The sequence below is a fragment of the Luteimonas sp. A534 genome, assembly GCF_054072805.1.
In genome coordinates, this window is record NZ_JBSVRR010000004.1 from 244,033 (window position 1) to 263,401 (window position 19,369).

The 19,369-nt window shown below is 68.9% G+C and carries 15 protein-coding genes and 1 pseudogene; 8 read left to right on the forward strand and 8 right to left on the reverse strand.

Annotated elements, in window-relative coordinates:
* Positions 1-3 precede the first annotated feature (3 nt).
* Positions 4-390, reverse strand: a complete 387-nt coding sequence (locus ACW5F0_RS11375; protein ID WP_456965817.1) for a hypothetical protein — start codon at positions 388-390, stop codon at positions 4-6.
* Positions 391-945: 555 nt separating this feature from the next.
* On the opposite strand from ACW5F0_RS11375, the gene ACW5F0_RS11380 reads away from it, so the two are divergent.
* From ACW5F0_RS11380 to ACW5F0_RS11395, 4 genes and pseudogenes are all read left to right on the forward strand, one after another.
* Positions 946-2,391: a type IV pilus assembly protein FimV gene (locus tag ACW5F0_RS11380; RefSeq protein ID WP_456999765.1), complete on the forward strand. Its 1,446-nt coding sequence runs from the start codon at positions 946-948 to the stop codon at positions 2,389-2,391.
* The gene (locus ACW5F0_RS11385) at positions 2,388-2,993 is read left to right on the forward strand and encodes a hypothetical protein (protein WP_456965815.1); all 606 of its coding nucleotides are present in this window, start codon (positions 2,388-2,390) and stop codon (positions 2,991-2,993) included. The genes ACW5F0_RS11380 and ACW5F0_RS11385 overlap by 4 nt, the downstream gene beginning before the upstream one ends.
* Positions 2,994-3,039: 46 nt before the next feature.
* Positions 3,040-4,722 (forward strand): annotated as a pseudogene (locus ACW5F0_RS11390) (type IV secretory system conjugative DNA transfer family protein); the annotation flags it as partial.
* Between the two features lie 164 nt (positions 4,723-4,886).
* Positions 4,887-6,176, forward strand: a complete 1,290-nt coding sequence (locus tag ACW5F0_RS11395) for an alkaline phosphatase family protein (RefSeq protein WP_456999766.1) — start codon at positions 4,887-4,889, stop codon at positions 6,174-6,176.
* Between the two features lie 21 nt (positions 6,177-6,197).
* Here ACW5F0_RS11395 and ACW5F0_RS11400 read toward each other — a convergent pair whose 3' ends face one another.
* The 4 genes from ACW5F0_RS11400 to ACW5F0_RS11415 form a co-directional block, all read right to left on the reverse strand.
* Positions 6,198-7,853, reverse strand: coding sequence for a serine hydrolase (locus ACW5F0_RS11400; protein ID WP_456999767.1), 1,656 nt, complete (start codon positions 7,851-7,853; stop codon positions 6,198-6,200).
* Positions 7,854-7,883: 30 nt separating this feature from the next.
* Positions 7,884-8,474 carry a hypothetical protein gene (locus ACW5F0_RS11405; RefSeq protein ID WP_456965812.1) on the reverse strand — a complete coding sequence of 197 codons (591 nt, stop codon included), beginning with the start codon at positions 8,472-8,474 and terminating at the stop codon, positions 7,884-7,886.
* Positions 8,474-8,953, reverse strand: coding sequence for an RNA polymerase sigma factor (locus ACW5F0_RS11410; RefSeq protein WP_456965811.1), 480 nt, complete (start codon positions 8,951-8,953; stop codon positions 8,474-8,476). The genes ACW5F0_RS11405 and ACW5F0_RS11410 overlap by 1 nt, the downstream gene beginning before the upstream one ends.
* Before the next feature lie 113 nt (positions 8,954-9,066).
* Positions 9,067-11,184 (reverse strand): N-acetylmuramoyl-L-alanine amidase, encoded by a 2,118-nt coding sequence (locus tag ACW5F0_RS11415; RefSeq protein WP_456999768.1) that lies wholly within the window; start codon positions 11,182-11,184, stop codon positions 9,067-9,069.
* A 207-nt stretch (positions 11,185-11,391) separates the two neighbouring features.
* On the opposite strand from ACW5F0_RS11415, the gene ACW5F0_RS11420 reads away from it, so the two are divergent.
* Positions 11,392-12,309, forward strand: a complete 918-nt coding sequence (locus ACW5F0_RS11420) for a hypothetical protein (protein WP_456999769.1) — start codon at positions 11,392-11,394, stop codon at positions 12,307-12,309.
* A 38-nt stretch (positions 12,310-12,347) separates the two neighbouring features.
* On the opposite strand, the gene ACW5F0_RS11425 is transcribed toward ACW5F0_RS11420, so the two are convergent.
* The gene (locus ACW5F0_RS11425; RefSeq protein WP_456965808.1) at positions 12,348-13,619 is read right to left on the reverse strand and encodes a formimidoylglutamate deiminase; all 1,272 of its coding nucleotides are present in this window, start codon (positions 13,617-13,619) and stop codon (positions 12,348-12,350) included.
* A 112-nt stretch (positions 13,620-13,731) separates the two neighbouring features.
* Between ACW5F0_RS11425 and hutI the strand changes: the two genes are divergently transcribed.
* Together hutI and ACW5F0_RS11435 are read left to right on the forward strand one after the other, a co-directional pair.
* A complete protein-coding gene (gene hutI / locus ACW5F0_RS11430) occupies positions 13,732-14,955 on the forward strand; it encodes an imidazolonepropionase (RefSeq protein ID WP_456999770.1) in 1,224 nt (407 codons plus the stop codon).
* A 17-nt stretch (positions 14,956-14,972) separates the two neighbouring features.
* The gene (locus ACW5F0_RS11435; RefSeq protein WP_456999771.1) at positions 14,973-16,187 is read left to right on the forward strand and encodes a dipeptidase; all 1,215 of its coding nucleotides are present in this window, start codon (positions 14,973-14,975) and stop codon (positions 16,185-16,187) included.
* Positions 16,188-16,259: 72 nt separating this feature from the next.
* On the opposite strand, the gene ACW5F0_RS11440 is transcribed toward ACW5F0_RS11435, so the two are convergent.
* The gene (locus ACW5F0_RS11440; protein WP_456965805.1) at positions 16,260-16,451 is read right to left on the reverse strand and encodes a 30S ribosomal protein THX; all 192 of its coding nucleotides are present in this window, start codon (positions 16,449-16,451) and stop codon (positions 16,260-16,262) included.
* A 76-nt stretch (positions 16,452-16,527) separates the two neighbouring features.
* Positions 16,528-16,929 (reverse strand): MerC domain-containing protein, encoded by a 402-nt coding sequence (locus ACW5F0_RS11445; protein ID WP_456966014.1) that lies wholly within the window; start codon positions 16,927-16,929, stop codon positions 16,528-16,530.
* 72 nt (positions 16,930-17,001) lie between these two features.
* Between ACW5F0_RS11445 and ACW5F0_RS11450 the strand changes: the two genes are divergently transcribed.
* Positions 17,002-19,266 carry a TonB-dependent receptor domain-containing protein gene (locus tag ACW5F0_RS11450; RefSeq protein WP_456999772.1) on the forward strand — a complete coding sequence of 755 codons (2,265 nt, stop codon included), beginning with the start codon at positions 17,002-17,004 and terminating at the stop codon, positions 19,264-19,266.
* The last annotated feature ends 103 nt before the right edge of the window (positions 19,267-19,369 follow it).

Genomic DNA, 19,369 nt, shown 5'->3' on the forward strand with positions numbered 1-19,369 from the left:
CGGTCAGCTTTCAGATTCGACCGTGGCGCTCGCGGCGCGCACGACGATCTGGTTGTCCTGGACCGCGACGTGGACGCCCTGTGCAGCGTAGGCGTCGCTCAGCGCGCGAACGGCGGCATGCATGTCGGCGGTATGGATCCGCGCCACTGGTTCATGCAGCGTGTAGTCGTTCGGGTGCAGGTAGGACAGGCTCATCTTCCGGTCGCGCGCCCAACGGCCCAGCATGGTCTTCAGCGTGGCGTCCGCCGGATGCGCGCGATAGAGGTACATTTCCTGGAGCGGGATCGCCTGCGGGGCCTGTGCAAATCCGTTGACAGGCTTCCACCGTCCGCGCACACCGGGCGCCTCGGGCGTGGTGCACGCCGAGAGCAGCGCCAGCGAAGCAAGCATGACAAGCAAACAGCGGACGAAGACTGGTTTCACGATTCTGCTCTTCCGTTGGTGTGCGCGTACGCGTGATCCAGGGCAACCGAAGCGCCGGGAACGATTCGAAGCGGTGAGGAGCGGGAGCCGCGCAAGCGACACGGGAACGACGACCCCGCCGCGACGGACACCCGCCTGGCGGAACCTGTTCGTTCGATTGCAACCTTCGCGGCATCGCGATGTGCGAAGCAGCGCCAGTCCTTGGCCTTCATGCCCTTGGCATCCCCTGTCCCTTTGACCCCGATGCAGTGCTGTCGATGGCACGACCGGTGCGCATGTCCACGTTGGACCGCCGCGCCAGCTCCATCGAAAAGCGACTTCATCTCCCCTGTCGCTTGACCTCCATGACTGCGGTCAGCGCGATGAACCGTAGCGAGCAATGCAACATTTCGTCAAGCAGTTCGCGTCACTTTATGCTCTGCTGTAGGGAGTCGTAGACGTTGTTGGTCACGCGTTCAAACAAGAACAGTGACAGGCATCACATTGGCTCAAGACATTGGCGGATTATCTGACGGTGCAAGGATGCATTTCACTACAGGGGTTTCGTACTTCAGACGCACGTTGTTGTTGTTCGCGGTGCTGGTCTTGCCGGCACATGCGCTCGACATCGATGCGATTCGCGTCCACTCCGCGCTCGGGGAGCGCTTGCAGGCGGACATCCCCGTGCAGGCCAGCGCGGATGAACTGCGCGCACTGCAGGTGGAGCTTGCACCGGCGGTGGTGTTCGCGCGCGTGGGACTGGAAAGACCTGCGGGGGCTGTCGCGGGCCTGCGGTTCAACGTAGTCCAGATGCAGGACCGCGCGGTGATACGCGTGACGACCGATGCGCCGGTGCAGGAAGATTTCTTCAGCTTCCTGGTCCAGCTCGACTGGGCCACGGGCCGGATGATCCGCGAGTTCTCCGTGGCCCTCCATGAGCGCGCCCCCGATTCACCTGGCCTCGTCACGGCCATCTCACTCGCGGAGCCGCCAACGGGTGATGTCGTTGCTCTGGATGAACCGGTGGATACCGCAATTGATTCGACGGCGAGCACTGCGGACGTCGCAACGCCGATCGCACTGGCGCCACCGGTGCCTGTCAATGCGGGAACTCCCAATGCGACATCTGCAAGTACGGCACCGACAAGCGTGACTACGTCACGCATCGAGCCGGCAGCACGAAGGGAGGCCAGCGACGACATCCGTCGCATCACGGTTGCGCCGGGCGACACGCTGTCGGCAATCGCATCCCGCACGCGCCCTGACGGTGCGCTGCACGAACAGGCCCTCGCTGCATTGCTCGTGTCCAATCCGCACGCGTTCGTCTCCGGCAACATCAACCGACTGCGGCTTGGCGCCGAGCTTGAGATGCCCTCCGTGGCCGTCGTCGCCGGCATCCCCGTCGACGACGCGCGAACGCTGGTGGCCGTCCACGCGCGCGCGTGGCGCGATGGCCCGCTGGCGGCGGAAATGGAGGCCGCCCTCGCTGCCGTGCAGTCCGCCGCGGCCGCGGCGGCAGGCGCCACGACTGCGACTGCGACTGCGACCGCTGCGACGCCCAGCCGCCTGGAAATCACACCGCATGGCGTCACGGCGATGGACTTGCCACCACCGATTGCCCTGGCCGGCAGCGCCGCTTCCCCTGGCGCGTCCGGCCCGGTGATCGAGCTGGTCGCGAGCCAGGAGGCCGAACTGCAACACCTGCGTGCCCGGGTCGTGGAACTGGAAGCCGCAAGCGACGAAATGCGGCGGGTCGTGGTGGCGCAGGACCAGGCACTCGCGCGGGCGCAGGCGCGACTCTCGCAGCCGGACGCCACGTCGGCACGCACCGGATGGTGGTGGGCGCTGCTGGCCTTGGCGCTCCCGGCCAGCGCCCTTGCCATCCACCGCTACCGCGGCACGACGCGAGCTGCGCGCGTAGCCGCCACCGATGCCCCTCGCCCGGGCTGGCACCGCCTCGCCACCCAACCTTCCGGACAACCGACATGAATGCCACCCAGTACGACGAGATGGTGCAGTTCCTCGAAAAGGCGACCCTGCTGGCGGCGACGCTCGAGCGCCGCTGCGAGGATGCCGCGCAGCAGAGCTCGGCAAGCGCGCGTGACCTGGGACTCATGCTGCAGCGTGTGGAAGGCGAGGTGGGCAGCATCGTGTCCGCGGGCCGCGACGAACTCCTGCAGCATGCGGAGACGGCGGTCCGGCAGGCGATCGCGCGCGAGGTGGGCATGGCCACGGCAGCCATCGGTGAAAGCGCCCGGGAGTTGCAGCGCGCCGCCGACCAGCTCGGTCGCGAGCAGGCCATGGTGGGCGGCCGGATGCGGGCAATGGCATGGAAGTCGATCGTCGCGGTCGGTGCCGCCGCGTTCCTCACCATCGCCGGCTCCAGCTTCATCGTCTGGAACAACGCGCAGCGCATCCAGCACACGCAGGTGCAGGCCGATGTCCTGGAGGCGCTCAGGCACGTCACCGTCACGTCCTGCGATGGCCGCCCGTGCATGAAGCTCGCCCAGGGCCAACCGCGCTGGTCGAAGAACGCCGACTACATCCTGGTCGACGTATCCGCGCCTGCAGGCGACCAGGCGGCGCGATGAAACGCATCCGATACACACATCCGACACCTTGCCAACGGCCGATGCCATGACCAGACCAAAACTCGCGATCACACTCATCTTCGCCATCGCGGCCTTCGTGGCCGGGCTTTACGCTTCGGGCTGGCTTGCGCTGGTGCTGATGAAACTCGACACCGCCACGCTCGCGCCCAACACCTGGTGGGCGTACATGCAGATGCTCGACCACCCGCGGATGCAGCCCTTCGCCACCCGGGTCCGGCTTGCCGGCGCCGTCGGCTTTGGACTCCCGGCGCTGGCGTGGCTGGCGCTCGCCGTGGTGGTGTTCCGCTTCGGCCGCGGCAAGTACCTGCACGGCAGGGCGCGCTTCGCGAACATGGTCGACCTCGTCTCGAAGGGCTTCCTGAAGTCCGCCAGCGACGGCATCGTGGTGGGCAAGATGCACGGCAAGCTGCTGCGCCTGTCGGGGCAGCAGTTCGCGGTACTGGCGGCGCCGACGCGCTCGGGCAAGGGCGTGGGCGTGGTGATCCCGAACCTGCTGGAGTACGGCGAATCGGTGGTGGTGCTCGACATCAAGCAGGAGAACTTCAACCTGACGTCGGGCTGGCGCGCGCAGCAGGGACAGGCCGTCTACCTGTTCAATCCCTTCGCCGAGGACCGGCGCACCCATCGCTGGAACCCGCTGAGCTATGTGTCGGCTGATCCCGCGTTCCGGGTGTCCGACCTCATGAGCATCGCCGCCATGCTGTACCCCGACGGCGACGACAAGGACAAGTTCTGGACCAGCCAGGCGCGCAATGCGTTCATGGCCTTCACCCTGTACCTGTTCGAGCAGGCCGACCACGAGGGTACGGTGGGCACCATGCCGACGCTGGGACGCATCTACCGGCTGTCCTCGGATACCGGCGGACTTGAACTCAAGCCCTACCTCGAGTCCCTGTCGCGTGCGTCATTCCTCAGTGCGAACGCGCGCACCGCGTTCGCCGGGCTGCTGTCGCAGGCCGACGTCACCTTCGCGTCGATCGTCGGCACCTTCAAGGAGCCGTTGAACGCCTGGATCAACCCCGTCCTCGACGCCGCCACCAGTGACGACGATTTCCGCCTCGATGACGTCCGCAAGCGGAAGATGACGATCTACATCGGCATCCAGCCGAACAAGCTCGCCGAAAGCCGGCTGATCGTGAACCTCTTCTTCAGCCAGCTCATCAACGTCAACACCAGGGAGCTGCCACAGGCCAACCCCGAGCTGCGCCACCAGTGCCTGTTGCTGATGGACGAGTTCACCTCGCTGGGCAGGGTCGACATCATCGCCAAGTCCGTCGCCTACATGGCCGGCTACAACCTGCGCCTGTTCCCGATCATCCAGTCCATGGCACAGCTCGATGCCGTCTACGGGAAGGAGCTTTCAAGGACGATCATCACCAACCACGCACTGCAGATCCTGTACGCGCCCCGCGAGCAGCAGGATGCCAACGACTATTCTGAAATGCTCGGTTACACGACCGTGCACCGCAAGAACCGGACGCAGTCGCGTGCGCGCGGCCAGGGCCGCAACACCTCGTACAGCGATGCGCAGGAGAAGCGCGCGCTGATGCTTCCCCAGGAGTTGAAGGCCATGGGACCGAAGAAGGAAATCTTCCTGTACGAGGGCCTGTCGCACCCGGTGATGTGCGACAAGATCCGCTACTACGAGGATCGCCATTTCACCAGGCGCCTGCTGCCGAAGGTGGTGGTGCCACCGGTGTCGCTGCAGGAACACCGGCCGCAGGCGTTCACCGCACCTACCCCGCAGCCGGAGAGCGTCCCGCGGGCCATGCTTACCCCCTGAGAAGCGGCACCGGTATCCTGCGTGCTCGCCGGCGACCCCGCCGGCGCGCCGGAATACCGGTGCAACACTTCTCCGCTACCGTTGGCCGCATGACACCGCCTTCTCCGATCCCGCTCGCCCTCCTCCTCGCATCCCTCCTTGCACTCTCCGCCTGTGCCGGCCCAGCGGCCGTTGGCACCGGGCGCACGGCGTCGGCAGCCGGTTCCGCTCTACACGCGCCCACGGCCGCGGTGGTGCTGATCTCGGTCGACGGCCTGCATCCCGACCGCATCAATCCCGTGGACTCGCCCGCTATCGCCCGGCTCGCCACCGCCGGGGTGCAGGCGCGCTGGATGACGCCCTCCTACCCCTCGCTTACCTTCCCCAACCACTACACCATCGTCACCGGCCTGCGCCCGGATCGCCACGGCATCGTCCACAACTCGATGCATGACGACGACCTCGGCACCTTCCGCCTCTCCGATCGCGACGCGGTCGGCCACGGCGGCTGGTGGGGCGGCGAGCCGCTCTGGGTGACCCTGGAGAAGGCCGGCACCCCCACCGCCACCATGTTCTGGCCGGGCTCCGAGGCCGAGATCACCGGGGTACGACCGACGCGCTGGAACCTGTACGACGAGACGGTCACCGCCGCCGAGCGCGCCGCCACGGTGGCCGGCTGGCTGCTGGAAGACGATGCAACGCGTCCGCGCCTGGCCACGCTGTACTTCCACGCGGTGGACACGGCCGCGCATACCTTCGGGCCGGATTCCGACGAGGCGCGCGAAGCGCTGGTCGAGATCGATGCCGCCATCGGCAGCCTGCTCGACACGCTCGAGCGCGGCGGCCGGCTGCAGGACACCAACATCGTGCTGGTGTCCGACCACGGCATGGCCGCGGTGCCGCCGGGCAACCAGGTGTCCGTCAGCGACATGGTGACGATGGAGCAGGCGCGGCTGACCAGCATCGGCCAGGTGGTGCAGGTGCAGCCCAATCCCGGCTTCGAGTCGGAGGTGGAGGCGCGCCTGCTCGGTCGCCATGACCATTACGAGTGCTGGCGCCGGGACGAACTGCCCGCCCGCTGGCACTACGGCACCCATCCGCGCGTGCCGGCCATCGTCTGCCAGATGGACGAAGGCTGGGATGCCCTGCTGCCACGGATGCTGGAAGGACGTGCCAAGGGCGGCACGCGTGGTTCGCACGGCTATGACCCGGCGCTGCCATCGATGCGAGCGGTGTTCATTGCCTCGGGTCCCGCCTTCCGAGAAGGCGCCGTGATCGATCCCATCGACAACGTCGACGTGTATCCGCTGCTCACGCGCCTGCTTGGCATCCCGGCTGCCGACAACGACGGCGATCCGGCGGCGCTGCTGCCGGCGCTGGCGCCCGCGGCGGCCGACTGAGCGCCGCGGTCGTGGCGCGGCCTACTCGCCGCGCATACCGCTGAGGACCTGCCCACCCTGGTGCAGGTCCAGCGATGCCACGGCATCGTCATCCCCGCGCTTGAACACGAGCCTGATGCCGAAGGCGGGCGCCTCGAAGGTGTCGGCTGCGGTCGGGTCCAGCGGGAACTCGCCCTGTCCCGTGGCCTGGGCGTACAGCCTGCCGTCGCGTGCACGCACCGACAGCACGAAGCCCGGCATCAGCGCGTACTCGCCCGCGTAGGCGCCGAGCTCGGCATCCGACAGTGCGGTCGCAGGCGCGGCATCGCCGCCCACGCCCCGCCGCGTGGCCGGGATGGCGCCACCACCCTGCATCCAGGTGAAGGCGTACTTGCCGTTGGCCTGCTTTTGCGGCCGCAGCAGGGCGTCGACCACGGTCGGGAAGAAGTCGCCGGCGTCGTCATAGGACAGCGCGTGTTCGCCCTGCCCCGCGGGTTCGAAGAACAGCTGCCCATCGCGCTGGTGCAGGCTCATGGCCATCGCGCCCTGCAGCTGGTATTCGCCCGCGAGTCCGTCGAGGAGATCCTGCGGTGGCGAGGCCAGCTTGCGCGGCGCGCCCAGCGGGAACGAGGCGTCCACCAGGTGCATGCCCAGGCTGCCGAGGCCGTCGATGGAGCTCCAGGCAGTGTCGGACAGGATCACCACGCCGCGCTGGCGCGCCTTGTCCACGGCGACGAACGACGAGAAGCCGCCCGTGCCGCCTTCATGCACCAGCACCGTGCGTTCGGCCACCGGCATCAGCATCCAGTTCATCGCCATCGGTGGCTGTTCGCTGACCGGTTGCTGCACCATCGTGATGGCTGCTTCCAGCGGCGTAGTCGAGGGATCGAGGTTGCCCTCCACGTAACGCACCATGTCGTCGAGCGTGGCGCGCACGCCGCCGACGCCCGCGAGATCGGTGGCGAAGTTCCACGCCGGCGTCACCGCGGCGTTCGGCAGATGGCCAAGGGCTGCGCGCACGGCCCCGGGCTTCTGGTTGACGTAGGCGTGCTCCATGCCCAGCGGCGTGAACAGCGTCTGCCGCAGCAGTGTTTCGAAATCGGTGCCGGCCCGGTGCGCGACCGCGTAAGACAGCAGCATCGATGCGAAGTTGGAGTATTCGAAGGCCGTGCCCGGCGCCTGCGAGATCTCTGCCTGCCCCAGCGAGTCCAGGAGCGCCCGCGTGGTCATGCCGGCATAGGGATCGGCGAGGTTCGTCACGGCGATACCGGGCGGCAGCGCGGGCAGGCCGCTGGTGTGCGTGACCACGTGGCGCAGCAGGATCGGCTGGCCCTCGAAGTCGGGCACCACGCTGCCTTCGGGCAGATGGCCGGCCAACGGGTCGTCCAGCGAGGCCTTGCCCTGCACGATCAGATCCGCGAGCAGGGTGGCGGTCATCGTCTTGGAAACGGAGCCGATCTCGAACGCGCTATCCGGACCGATGCGTCCGGCGTCCGCCGGATCGGCGCAGCGGAACGCCCGTGCCACCGCGTCCTTCTCGATCACCGCCACCGCCATGCAGGCACCGGTGCGGTCGCCGGACAGGCGCTGGTCGACGACCGCGGCCAGGCTGGCGTCATCGGCGGCATGGACGGTGCCGGACACCGCCAGCACCAGGGCGGCAAGCGCCGGAAGGATGCGAGGGACGCGCTTGGTCATGGAGATCTCCTTGTCATGTAAGGCAGTCGGTCAATCAATGTCGTTGCCAAGGCGTTCGATGTGACCCTGGAGCTGTTCGGCGTGGGCGCGGAACTGCGTCCTCGCCACGCGGCGGTTGACCCATGCCAGTCCCCCGTACAGCGCCACGACGCACGCCAGGTAGGCCATCGAGCGCGTCGTGACGCCGCTCATGGCCAGCGTCAGGCCGAAGATGCCGACCGCGGGCGGCGTCAGGTACCAGAGCCAGACCCGCTCCAGGAGTCGCGCCTGCACCAGCGCCGCATCGCGCTGTCGCGTCAGGTACAGCAGCTGCGGCATGCGCGGATCGGCGGCGGGCACTGCGCGCCGGGCCCGGCGGAAGGCGAACGGAAGCCATACCGCCCAGGCGACCACGACCAGGCCGAAGGCCACCGCGATCCAGCGCCCCTGCATCCCGGCGACGACACAGCTGAACGAAAAGAATGCGGCCACCAGCACCGCCGCCACGGTCTCGATGCGATCGCGCCTCCGGACCGCCCTCGCCAACCTGTCATCGGTGCGCTGGAGTTCCTCGATCGACACGAGGGGCGCGTGCGTCACGTCTTCGCGCCAGCGGCTCCGGATGTCATCCCAGTCCATCATCAGTCCTCCAGGAAACGGCGTTCGAAAAGTTGGCGCAGGCGCGTCATGCGCACGGCGACCGCGTTGGGCGTCAGACCAAGGACTTCGGCCACCTGTTCGCGCGGCAATCCTTCGAGGTCGAGCAGGAGGATCCCGCGCTGCACGGGATCCAGCAGGGACAGGAAGTCGTCGAGCACGTCCATTGGATCCACGGCGTGGCCGGTATCGCCGCGCTCGGGCGCCACGTCCAGCGGAACGTGCTCCCGGCGGGGCTTGCGCAAATGGCTCATGGCGGTGTTCAGGGCCACGCGGTAGACCCACGTGGACACCAGGGCGCGACCGTCGAAGTCGCGGAAGCTCCGCCAGAGCTGGAGCTGCATGTCCTGCGCCAGGTCCTGCCAGTCGTCGGGACCGGCATAGCGACGCGCAAGGCGCGTGATCGCTGCATGGTTGTCGCGAAGCATGGCCGTGAACGCCGCTTCGATGTCTGTTCCCCGCATGTCGCCTTCCGTTGGACGCCTTACAAGATTAGTCGCAGTCCAATACGGAAATTTTCATGGGCGGAACCGGTCGGGCAGCCGGCATGGTTGCCGACTGCCCGACGAGGCGGTGCTCAGTCCGTCCAGACGCCCCGTTCCGGCGTCCAGTAGAACGTCCTGCGCTCGAAGCGCTGCTTGCGGCCGTTGCCGCCGTGCGACTCTTCATCCGCGACCGGGTAGCCGTGCGCCGCCTCGCGCCCGCTGGTTTCGAAGTGGGCCAGGATCGCACCGTGGATCGCATGCACGTCCGTAGCCGGAGTCCACAGGAACAGCCCGCGCTCGAAGTACTGGAATCGCCCACGCTGCCCCGAGACCGGTGACACCGCCGCATCGAGCTCGTCGATCATCGCGAAGCCCCAGCGCGTTTCCGAACCGGTCGCGGCGAAGTGATCGAGGATGCGGCCGTGGATCGCCGAGGCGCCGGTACGCGGATGCCACAGGATGATGCCCCTCGCGAACTGCTGGAAGCGGCCGCCCGCCTGCGACGCCATCTCGGCCAGCATCGGTACCCCGAGCACGCTGCGCACCCCGCCGATCGCGTAGTACTTCCTGCCGATCTCGCCGTGCGGGAGGACTTCGCAACGCGGCAGGTCGTAGCCATCGTTGTCGCGCGCCTCATCGTTCCCCCAGCGGCCCAAGTAGTACGCCGACACCCATTGCCCCGCCGGACCCACGTCGAGATCGGTCTTCATCCACCAGCGGTTGAAGGACGAGCCGTTGCGGATCTCGCGACCCCAGGTCTTGCAATACACGTAGTGCGTGCCTGCGTGCAGCGTGCCGGTCTGCGAGCCACCGGTGGGCGAGGAATAACCCGGCGCGCTGGCGAACGTGTCCACCAGGTACGTCGGCGTCGCGACGGGCGGCGGCGCGCCGTTGTTGATCAGGCCGTGGAAGTGGGCCCACGGGAAATACCGGCCGGGGTCGTAGCGGTTCTGGTTGCTGGTAAGCATCCCGTGGCCCTTGATGCGCACGCTGTCGGGAACCACCTGCCAATGGTCGTAGCCGGGGCCCTGCCAGGCGGATGCGCAATTGACAGGCTGCCGCGCGCAGATGCTCCGGGTGAGGCGTGCGGATGCGTTGATCATCGCCGCGGTCCAGTTCCCGGGGTCGACCGCGCGGCCGTCATGCTCGATGCCGATCGTGTAGTGGTTGTGGTACGCGGCGTGCCATGCCTGGTGCTGCTCGCGGACCATCTGCGTGATCTGGCCGTCGGACCTGCGGATCACGTAGTGCGCGGACACGTTGGACGCCGGGTTCTTGAACCAGGAGATGCCGCCGGCATAACTGCCTTCGATGGTGTGCATGATCACGGCGGAGCGTGCGTTGCCGGCGGTGCTGTAGTTGCTTGAGTGCGCCGGGTTCCAGATCGCCTCGCCGAAATCCAGCGCGGTGACGCGCGCGCCGGGTGTCTTCACGCCTACGCGTGCCGGCTGCGCGTTCGCGGGCCCGTCCGTGGCGCCAATGGTGTCGGTGTCGAAGTCCATCCTGAGCGCGGGTGCGCCGAGCAGTTCCAGGCGTTCGATCGGGAAGGCAAGCGCCATCTCCACAGGCTGGGCCGGGATACGTATGCCGCTTTCCGACACGCCGCGCGACAGCGTCTGCAGCACCTCGTAGGCGAAGCTCTGGCGCGCGAAGCCCTGGATATTGCCGTCACCCGGACCGTAGCCCGCGTATCGCGCAAGTGCGCCGGTCCACGCCTCGACGCCGCCGTGTGGTCGGGCGCCCGGACCGCCGCCCTGCTTTGCCGCACGGTCGAGCAGCGCTGCCGCGGCGAGGATGTTGATTTCAGGATCGACGATGACCAGGCGCTCGCTGACGCCGAGCAGCTCGCCGCCCGCGGCCACCTGGTCGTCGAAACCGGCGCCGCGATACAGACCCATCACGCCGTGGGACGCGGGCATGTGGCGGTGCCCTTCCCCCCCATGCGGCTCGGCTTCGACGTGGATCCAGTTGGTTTCCACGTAGGCGATGGCCTCGAGCAACCCGCGCGGGATGGTGGGGTAGCGCTGGTAGGCGCTTTCGAACCAGAGCGGGTAGTCCGCCCGTTCCCTGGCCAACGCGGCCTCGGCGGACAGCCACTCCTGCTCCACCGCCAGGCGACCATCCTGCGCGGCAACACCCGCGGCCACGCTTCCGGCCACTCCAAGAGCGACCAGCAGCGTGGCCGCCGTCGACAGCATCAACTTCTTCATCGGACTCTCCCGTCTGTTCGTATTGGACATGCCCCCGGCTTCACACCTGGCCACATCCGTTCCAGGCGCACCACTTGGGGGCGTCCCCATGTCGCCGGCGCCCGGCTGTCGCGCACCTAGCGGGCGCCCCAGCTTGTTGCGTCTTCAGGCGGCGGGAAGACTTCGTGCGGTCAGCGTCCAATGCCACCGACGGAGGTCGATCGCACCATGCTCCCGCCCATCAACGACGCACTGCGCGCAGTCGATCTGTTCCTTCGCCAGGTCCACCAGGCCCTGGCGCCCGCCGCGGGCCATGTGCCCGATCGCGACGTCGGATTCGACCGGTCCGTCGCCGGCAGCGAGCCGCACTGGGGTTTCGACGCTGCGATGGCCGACGTTGCCGGTGCGGTCTACCAGCGTGGCGACGCGCCGGGATGGCAGCGGGTAGGTGACGGCGAACTCGCGAGCGCCGGAATCGATCCCGGCCTGCAGTACCGCGATGGCATGGAGGCGGGCGTCTATACCGAAGGCAACGGACACTACGTCGTGGCCTACGCCGGCAACAACACCGGTGGCGTGGAGGACGTCGGCACCGTCATCGCGCAGTCGGCGGGATTCCAGACGCGGCAGTACGACAACGCGGTGGCGTTCGCGCACCAGGTCGAGAACGCTTTCGGTGGCGACAACGTCGTCTATACCGGGCATTCGCTGGGCGGCGGCCTGGCCTCGGTCGCCGCTGCTGCAACGGGCAGCACCGCAGTCACCTTCAACGGCCAGGGCGTGCACGACAACACGCTGCGCCAGCTCGGGCTGGACCCGGGTGCCGTGCGCGGGAACGCGGAGAACGGCCAGATGCGTCATTACAGCGTCGATGGCGACTGGGCGACCCTCGTGCAGCGCCAGCTTCCGATCGCCGACATGCTCCCCGACCCGCTGGGAACGCACCTCCAGCTCCGCAATCCCGAGGGCATTTCGAACCTGGCCAACGCCCACAACATCGGTCCCGTAAAGGCCGCCATCGAGCAGCGCCTGCCGTACTCCATCGAACGGGCCGACCCGCTGGAGCGGGCGCTGCAGGATGTCTACAGCGCGGTCACCGCAACCATCGCGAACGCATGGCGCGCGGTGGCGCCCCCGATCATCTGAGTACTTCCGCCGGTCCCCGCCAGCGGAACCCAGTCGCGTCAGTACGCGCTGCTTCCCGCACCCAGCAGGAGCTGCATGGCGTCGCCGTAGCGCGAGAGCACGCGGTCCCTGTCCGCGTGGCAACCACTGGCCACCACGGTGCGGCCCGCAACCCGGACCTCCGCCACGCATGGCCGGTTGCCGCTGAACAGCCAGCGGTCGGCGACGTCCCCCGCGGTCGCGCCAGCCAGCAGTGGCGCTTGTGCGTCGAGCACCACGACGTCGTCCGTGGCGTCGAAGCCGGTGGCGTTAGCCGCCGTCGCATGCACCCCGCCCAACAGCGTCTGGCCCACGCTGGGCGAGTCCGGGCGCACAGCGATATTGCGATGGCGGCTCACCAGCCGCTGTCCATACTCGAGCCAGCGCAGCTCCTCCACCGGTGACACCGAGATGTGAGAGTCCGAGCCGATGCCCCAGGCGCCGCCGGCCGCGAGGTAATCACGCAGGCGGAACAGGCCGTCGCCGAGGTTGGCCTCTGTGGTGGGGCAGATGGCGACGGTCGCGCCACTCTTGGCGATGCCCGCGACTTCCCAGTCGTTGAGGTGGGTCGCGTGCACGAGCGTCCAGCGTGCATCCACGTCCGCGTTCTGCAATAGCCATTCCACCGGGCGACGGTCGCGGATGGCGAGGCAGTCCTGCACCTCGCCCACCTGCTCGGCGATGTGGATGTGGATGCGCGCATCGGGGGGGAGCACTGCGAGCACCGCCTGCATCGCATCCGCCGGAACCGCACGCAGGCTGTGCAGGGCACAGCCGACGCGGAGCATGTCGTCGGACTGCGCGCGCAGCGTTTCGAACAGGCGCAGGTAGCCGTCGACGTCATGGCCGAAGCGCTTCTGGCGCACGCCCAGCGCGCGGCCGTCGAAGCCACCGGTCATGTACAGCACCGGCAGCAGGGTCAGGCGGATGCCGGTGTCACGCGCGGCCGCGATCAGGGCCTGCGACATCGCCGTCGGATCGGCGTAGGGCCGGCCGTCGGGCGCGTGATGCAGGTAATGGAATTCGCACACGGTGGTGTAGCCGGCTTCCAGCATCTCGACGTAGAGCTGGCTGGCGACCGCGTGCAGCGATTCCGGGTCGAAGCGCGCGGCCATGCGGTACATGGTGTCGCGCCAGGTCCAGAACGAATCCTCGGGATGGGTCTGGCGCTCGGCCAGCCCGGCCATGGCGCGCTGGAAGGCGTGCGAGTGCAGGTTGGCGATGCCGGGCAGCTGCCAGCCGCCGTCCACCTGTCGGACGAAGGGCGCGGGCGTGGCGGGGCTGGCAGGCATGGCGGAACGCTCCGGCGGAGGGTGCGATAGGCTACCGCGTCGACGCCCAGAGAGGTTTGGTCCATGCCGCGCAACGCCATTCATACCGTGTCGATGCCGGAGGCCGCTGCCCTTGGCCGCTGAGCGCTGGGACGGCCTGCTGGTCAACGCGCGCCTGGCCACGCTCGATGCCGCCAATGGCTACGGCTTGGTGGACGACGGCGCACTGGGCTGGCGCGGCGGGCGCATCGTGTTCGTGGGAACCAGCGACAGCCTGCCGGCCGCGCCTGCCGACCTGGCCGATGAGGTCATCGATGGAGGCGGCGACCTCGTCACGCCCGGCCTGGTCGACTGCCATACCCACCTGGTGTTCGCCGGCGACCGCGCCGCCGAGTTCGAACAGCGCCTGACGGGCGCCAGCTACGAGGACATCGCGCGCGCCGGCGGCGGCATCGTTTCGACCGTGCGCGCCACCCGCGCCGCGGATGCGCAGGCGCTGCTGGCCGAGTCGCTGCCACGCGCCCGCGCCCTGGTCGCCGACGGCGTGACCACGCTCGAGGTGAAGTCCGGCTACGGCCTGGACTTCGAGAACGAACGCAAGATGCTGCGCACCGCGCGCGAGCTGGGCGAGACGCTCGGCATCCCCGTGCACACGACCTTCCTCGGCGCGCATGCGCTTCCGCCGGAGTTCGCAGGCAACGCGGACGGCTACATCGACGCGGTCTGCGACTGGCTGCCGCGCCTGCATGCCGAGGGCCTGGTCGACGCCGTCGATGCGTTCTGCGAGCGCATCGGCTTCACGGCCGCGCAGACGCGGCGCGTCTTCGAAGCCGCGCGCGCGCTCGGGCTGCCGGTGAAGCTGCACGCCGACCAGCTCAGCGACGGCGAAGGTGCGGCGCTGGTGGCGGAATTCGGCGGCCTGTCCGCCGACCATGTCGAGCACACGTCCGAGGCCGGCGTCCGCGCCATGGCGGCCGCCGGCACCGTCGCCGTGCTGCTGCCCGGTGCCTTCCACGTGCTGCGCGAAACCACCTTGCCGCCCATCGATGCCTTCCGCACCCATGGCGTGGCGATGGCCGTGGCCACCGACTGCAACCCGGGCACCTCGCCGCTGCTGTCGCTGCGCCAGGCGATGCAGCTGGCCTGCACGCACTTCCGCCTGACACCCGCCGAAGCGCTGCGTGGCGCGACCGTGCATGCCGCGCGGGCGCTCGGGCTCGACGACCGCGGCGTGTTGCGGGCCGGCCTGCGCGCGGACTTCGTGCGCTGGCGGGTGCGCGAGCCCGCGGCCCTGTGTTACTGGCTCGGCGGCGACCTCGCCGCGTCCGTCCATTCCAGCGGCCATCGCGTCGCATGACCCCGGAGATGATCCGCATGACACCTGCCCTGCCGCTTGCCGCCCTCGCCTTCGCCCTGTCGCTCGCGCTGGCTGCGCCGGCGGCAGCACAGGCCACCGATGCCGCGCGCGCGCTGGCCGCCGATGCGCTGATCGTCGATACCCATATCGATGCGCCCGGCGTGCTGGTCGACACCTGGGCCGACCTCGGCGTGGCCGCGCCCGATCGCGAGTTCGACTACCCCCGCGCACGCGAAGGCGGCCTGGACGTGGCCTTCATGTCGATCTACACCTCGGCGCGTCAGGACGAATCCGGCACCGCATGGCAGGCGGCCAACATCCAGATCGACGCGATCGAGGCGCTGGCCGCGCGCCACCCCGACCGCTTCGCCATCCTCACCTCGCCTCGCGATGTCGAGCGCCTGATGGCGGGCGGGCGCGTCCTGCTGCCCTTGGGCATGGAAAACGGCGCGCCGCTCGGCGACGACCTCGCGCAGCTGGCCTTCTTCCATGACCGCGGCGTGCGCTACATCACCCTCGCGCACAGCGCCAACAACCGCCTGGCGGACTCTTCGTACACGGTCGAGAAGCGCTGGAACGGCTTGAGCCCGTTCGGCCGCGAAGTCGTGCGCGAGATGAACCGGCTCGGGATCATGGTCGACGTCTCGCACCTTTCCGATGACGCCGTGCGCCAGGCGGTCGAACTCAGCAGCGTGCCGGTGATCGCCAGCCATTCGGCGCTGCGCCACTTCACGCCCGACTTCGAGCGCAACCTCAGCGACGAACTGGCCAAGGCGATCGCGGCCAAGGGCGGCGTGGTGCAGATCCCGTTCGGTACCGCCTTCGTCAATGCGCAGGCCGCGGCCAATACGCGCGACTGGTTCCGCGAGTCGCTCCGCTTCGACCGCGAGAGCGCCGCGCGCGTGGCCGCCGGCGAACCGGCGCTGGACCGCAAAGCGTTCTCCGAGCAGTGGCAGCGCGACCATCCGCGCGTGGAGGCGCCCATCAGTGACGTGCTCGACCAGATCGACTACGCGGTGAAGCTGATCGGCGTCGACCACGTGGGCATCGGTTCGGACTTCGACGGCGTCGACGGCGAACTGCCGGAAGGACTGCGCACGGTCGCCGACTTCCCCAACCTCGTGGCCGGGCTGCAGGCGCGCGGTCATTCGGACGAAGCCATCCGCAAGATCCTTGGCGGCAACCTGATGCGGGCCTGGCTTGCAATCGAGGCGGGGGCGGAAGTCCGCTGAAGCCGGCGGCGACGCCGATAACGACGAAGCCCCGCATTGGCGGGGCTTCGCTGCGTGGAACCGGCGCGAGGCTCAGTCCTTGGCGACGGTCTTCTTGGCCACGACCTTCTTCGCCGGGGCCTTGGCCACGGTCTTGGCGCCGGCCTTCTTCGCGACTGGCGCCGCGGCCGAACCGGTCGTCTTCGCGGTGACCTGGCTGCGGGCGTTACCGTAGCTGGAGTTGTAGCGCTTGCCCTTGGCCGTCTTGCGATCGCCCTTGCCCATCGGTTGCTCCTGGTGTTCGTTGCGGTGGCGCGCCCTTGCACGCCATAGGGCGCGAATCCTATCACGGGCGCCGGTTTCAGCGCGTGGAACGGACCTCTGCGGCATGGCTCAAGCGCAGGTTCAGCAGGTGTGCGCCGGCGATCATCAGGCCGCCCACGGTCATCACCACCGCGTGCAGCAGGCCGTGGTCGTGGAGCGCGCTGAACGCGCCCAGCCACACCAGTCCCAGGCCGGGCAGCAGCAGGGCCCAGGCACGGAAGGCACGATGGCGACGGAAGCCGATCGCAAGCGTGGTGGCGCCCAGCAGCGTGGCGAACACGGTGAACGCCTGGTCGATGTCGACCTGCCCGCCCAGGGACAGGCCGAGCGTGGGCAGCACGGCCAGCACCAGCGGCAGCAGTGCGCAGTGGACGGCGCACAGGAATGACGCCGCGAAGCCGATCCGGTCTGCTCGATGGAGCTTGCACGATGTGGCCATGACGTTCGTTGGGGTGGCGTCGAAGTTGGAACAGTATAACATTCCATTCGAATTCCCCACCATCCCCTGAAGATGCCCCTGACAACGCCGCCCCACCCCCGACCCTTCCTCCGCCCCACCGCCCTCGCCGGCGCCATCCTGCTCACACTGCTGGCCGGCCCTGCCGCGGCCCAGGACCCCGCCGCCGCCCCGGCAACGGATCCGGAGAGGGGCCACGGCCATGGCGTCACCGACCTCGACGCGCTCACGGTCCGCGCCAACCCCATCGCCCGCACTGCCGAGGACCTCGCGCGTCCGGTGGCGGTACTGGCCGGCGAGCGCCTGGACGAGGCCAAGGCCAGCTCCATTGGCGAGACGGTCGCGCGCCTGCCCGGCGTGCAGTCCTCGTTCTTCGGCGCCGGCGTCGGGCGTCCGATCATCCGCGGGCTCGAAGGCGCGCGCGTGCAGGTGCTCAGCGACGGCATGGCCGCGGGCGACGTGTCCACGGTCAGCGCCGACCACGCCGTCAGCATCGAGCCGTTCCTCGCCAACCAGATCGAGGTGCTGAAGGGACCGGCCAGCCTGCTGTACGGCAACGGCGCCATCGGCGGCGCGGTCAACGTGGTCGACGGCCGCATCCCCGAGTTCGCCACGGCGCGGCCGCTCGAGGGACGCGCCGAGCTGCGCGCGGGCAGCGTCAACGACGAGCGCACCGGCATGCTCCGCCTGGACGGCACCTCGGCCTCGGGCCGCCTCGTGTTCCACATCGACGCGCTGCATCGCGAAACCGGCGACGTCGACATTCCCGGTTACGCGGAAAGCGCCGCGCTGCGGGGTGAGCACGGCCACGACGACCACGACCATGGGGAGGACGCGCACGACGAGGACGCGCACGGCTACCTGCCCAACAGCTTCGTGCGCACCGACAGTGGCGCGCTCGGGCTGTCGTGGATCGGCGACAGCGGCTTCATCGGCGTTGGCCAGAGCCTGTTCAACACCCGCTACGGCGTGCCCGGCCACGTCCATGTCGAAGACGGCGGGCATGGCCATGATGATGATGATGATGATGATGATCATGATCACGATCACGACCCTGGGCATGGCGGCGACCATGGCGTCCGCATCGTGATGGACCAGCGCCGCACCGAAGTGCGCGGCGGCCTCGACGACATCGGTCCCTTCCAGAGTCTGCGCGCGCGCCTGGCGCGTACCGACTACACCCACACCGAGTACGAGGGCGATGCAGTCGGCACCGTGTTCGAGAACGAAACCGTCGAAGGCCGCCTGGAGCTGGCCCACCACCCGCTGGCGGGCTGGGACGGCGCCTTCGGCCTGCAATGGTCCCAGCGTGACTTCAGCGCGATGGGTGCGGAAGCGTTTGTGCCGGATTCCGACTCGCGTGACGCCGGCCTGTTCTGGATCGGCGAACGCGACTTCGGCCCCGCCAACCTCGAGCTCGGCCTGCGCCACGACCGCAACCGCATCGACATCGCCGCCGACGCCGGCCCCTCGCGCGACTTCGACACCACCAGCCTCTCGCTGGCCTCGCGCTGGAACCTGACGCCCGATGTCCATCTGTCGCTCGGGCTCGATCGCGCGCAGCGCTCGCCCACGGCGGAGGAGCTGTACTCCAGCGGCACGCACGTGGCGACGCAAAGCCACGAGTTCGGTGACCCCGGCCTCGACGTCGAAACCGCCAACCGCGCCGAGATCGGCTTGCACTGGCATCGCGGCCCGCTGCGCCTGGAAGCGTCGCTGTACCACGTGCGCTACGACGACTTCATCCATCTCGCCGACACCGGCATCGTCGACGGCGGCCTGCCGCTGCGCGCCTGGCACCAGGCCGACGCGCGCTTCAGCGGCGGGGAAGTGGAAGCGGAGTGGACCTTCATCGACAACGGCAGCGGCGCGTGGACGCTGCGCGCCTTCGGCGACGTGGTGCGCGGAAAGCTTGACGGCCGCGGCACGCGCACAGTCGAAATTTCGGTGCCGCACGGCGGGCACAGCCACGATTACGTGGCCGAGCTGCCGCTCTCCGGCAACCTGCCGCGGCTCGCGCCGTCGCGCTTCGGCGGCGACCTGCGCTGGACCAGCGACCACTGGCGCGCGGGCATCGGCGCGGTGCGCCATGCGCGCCAGGACGACGTCGCCGCGTTCGAACGGCCCACGCCCGGCTACACGCTGGTGCACGCCAACCTCGCCTGGCACCTGGATACCGCCAGCGGCAACGCCGTCGAACTGTTCCTCAACGGCAACAACCTGCTCAACAAGGAGGCGCGCGTACACACCTCATTCCTGAAGGACCTTGCGCCCCTGGCTGGACGCGGGGCGACGGCCGGAGTGCGCGTGCTGTTCTAGCCTCGGGGTGCCGGCCCTCGAATACGTTGCTCGGGCTTCGGGGCAACGAGGCTGCTTTCAGGACCCCCCGGCCACCGCCCGTCGGGCCCCGGTGCTGATGTCC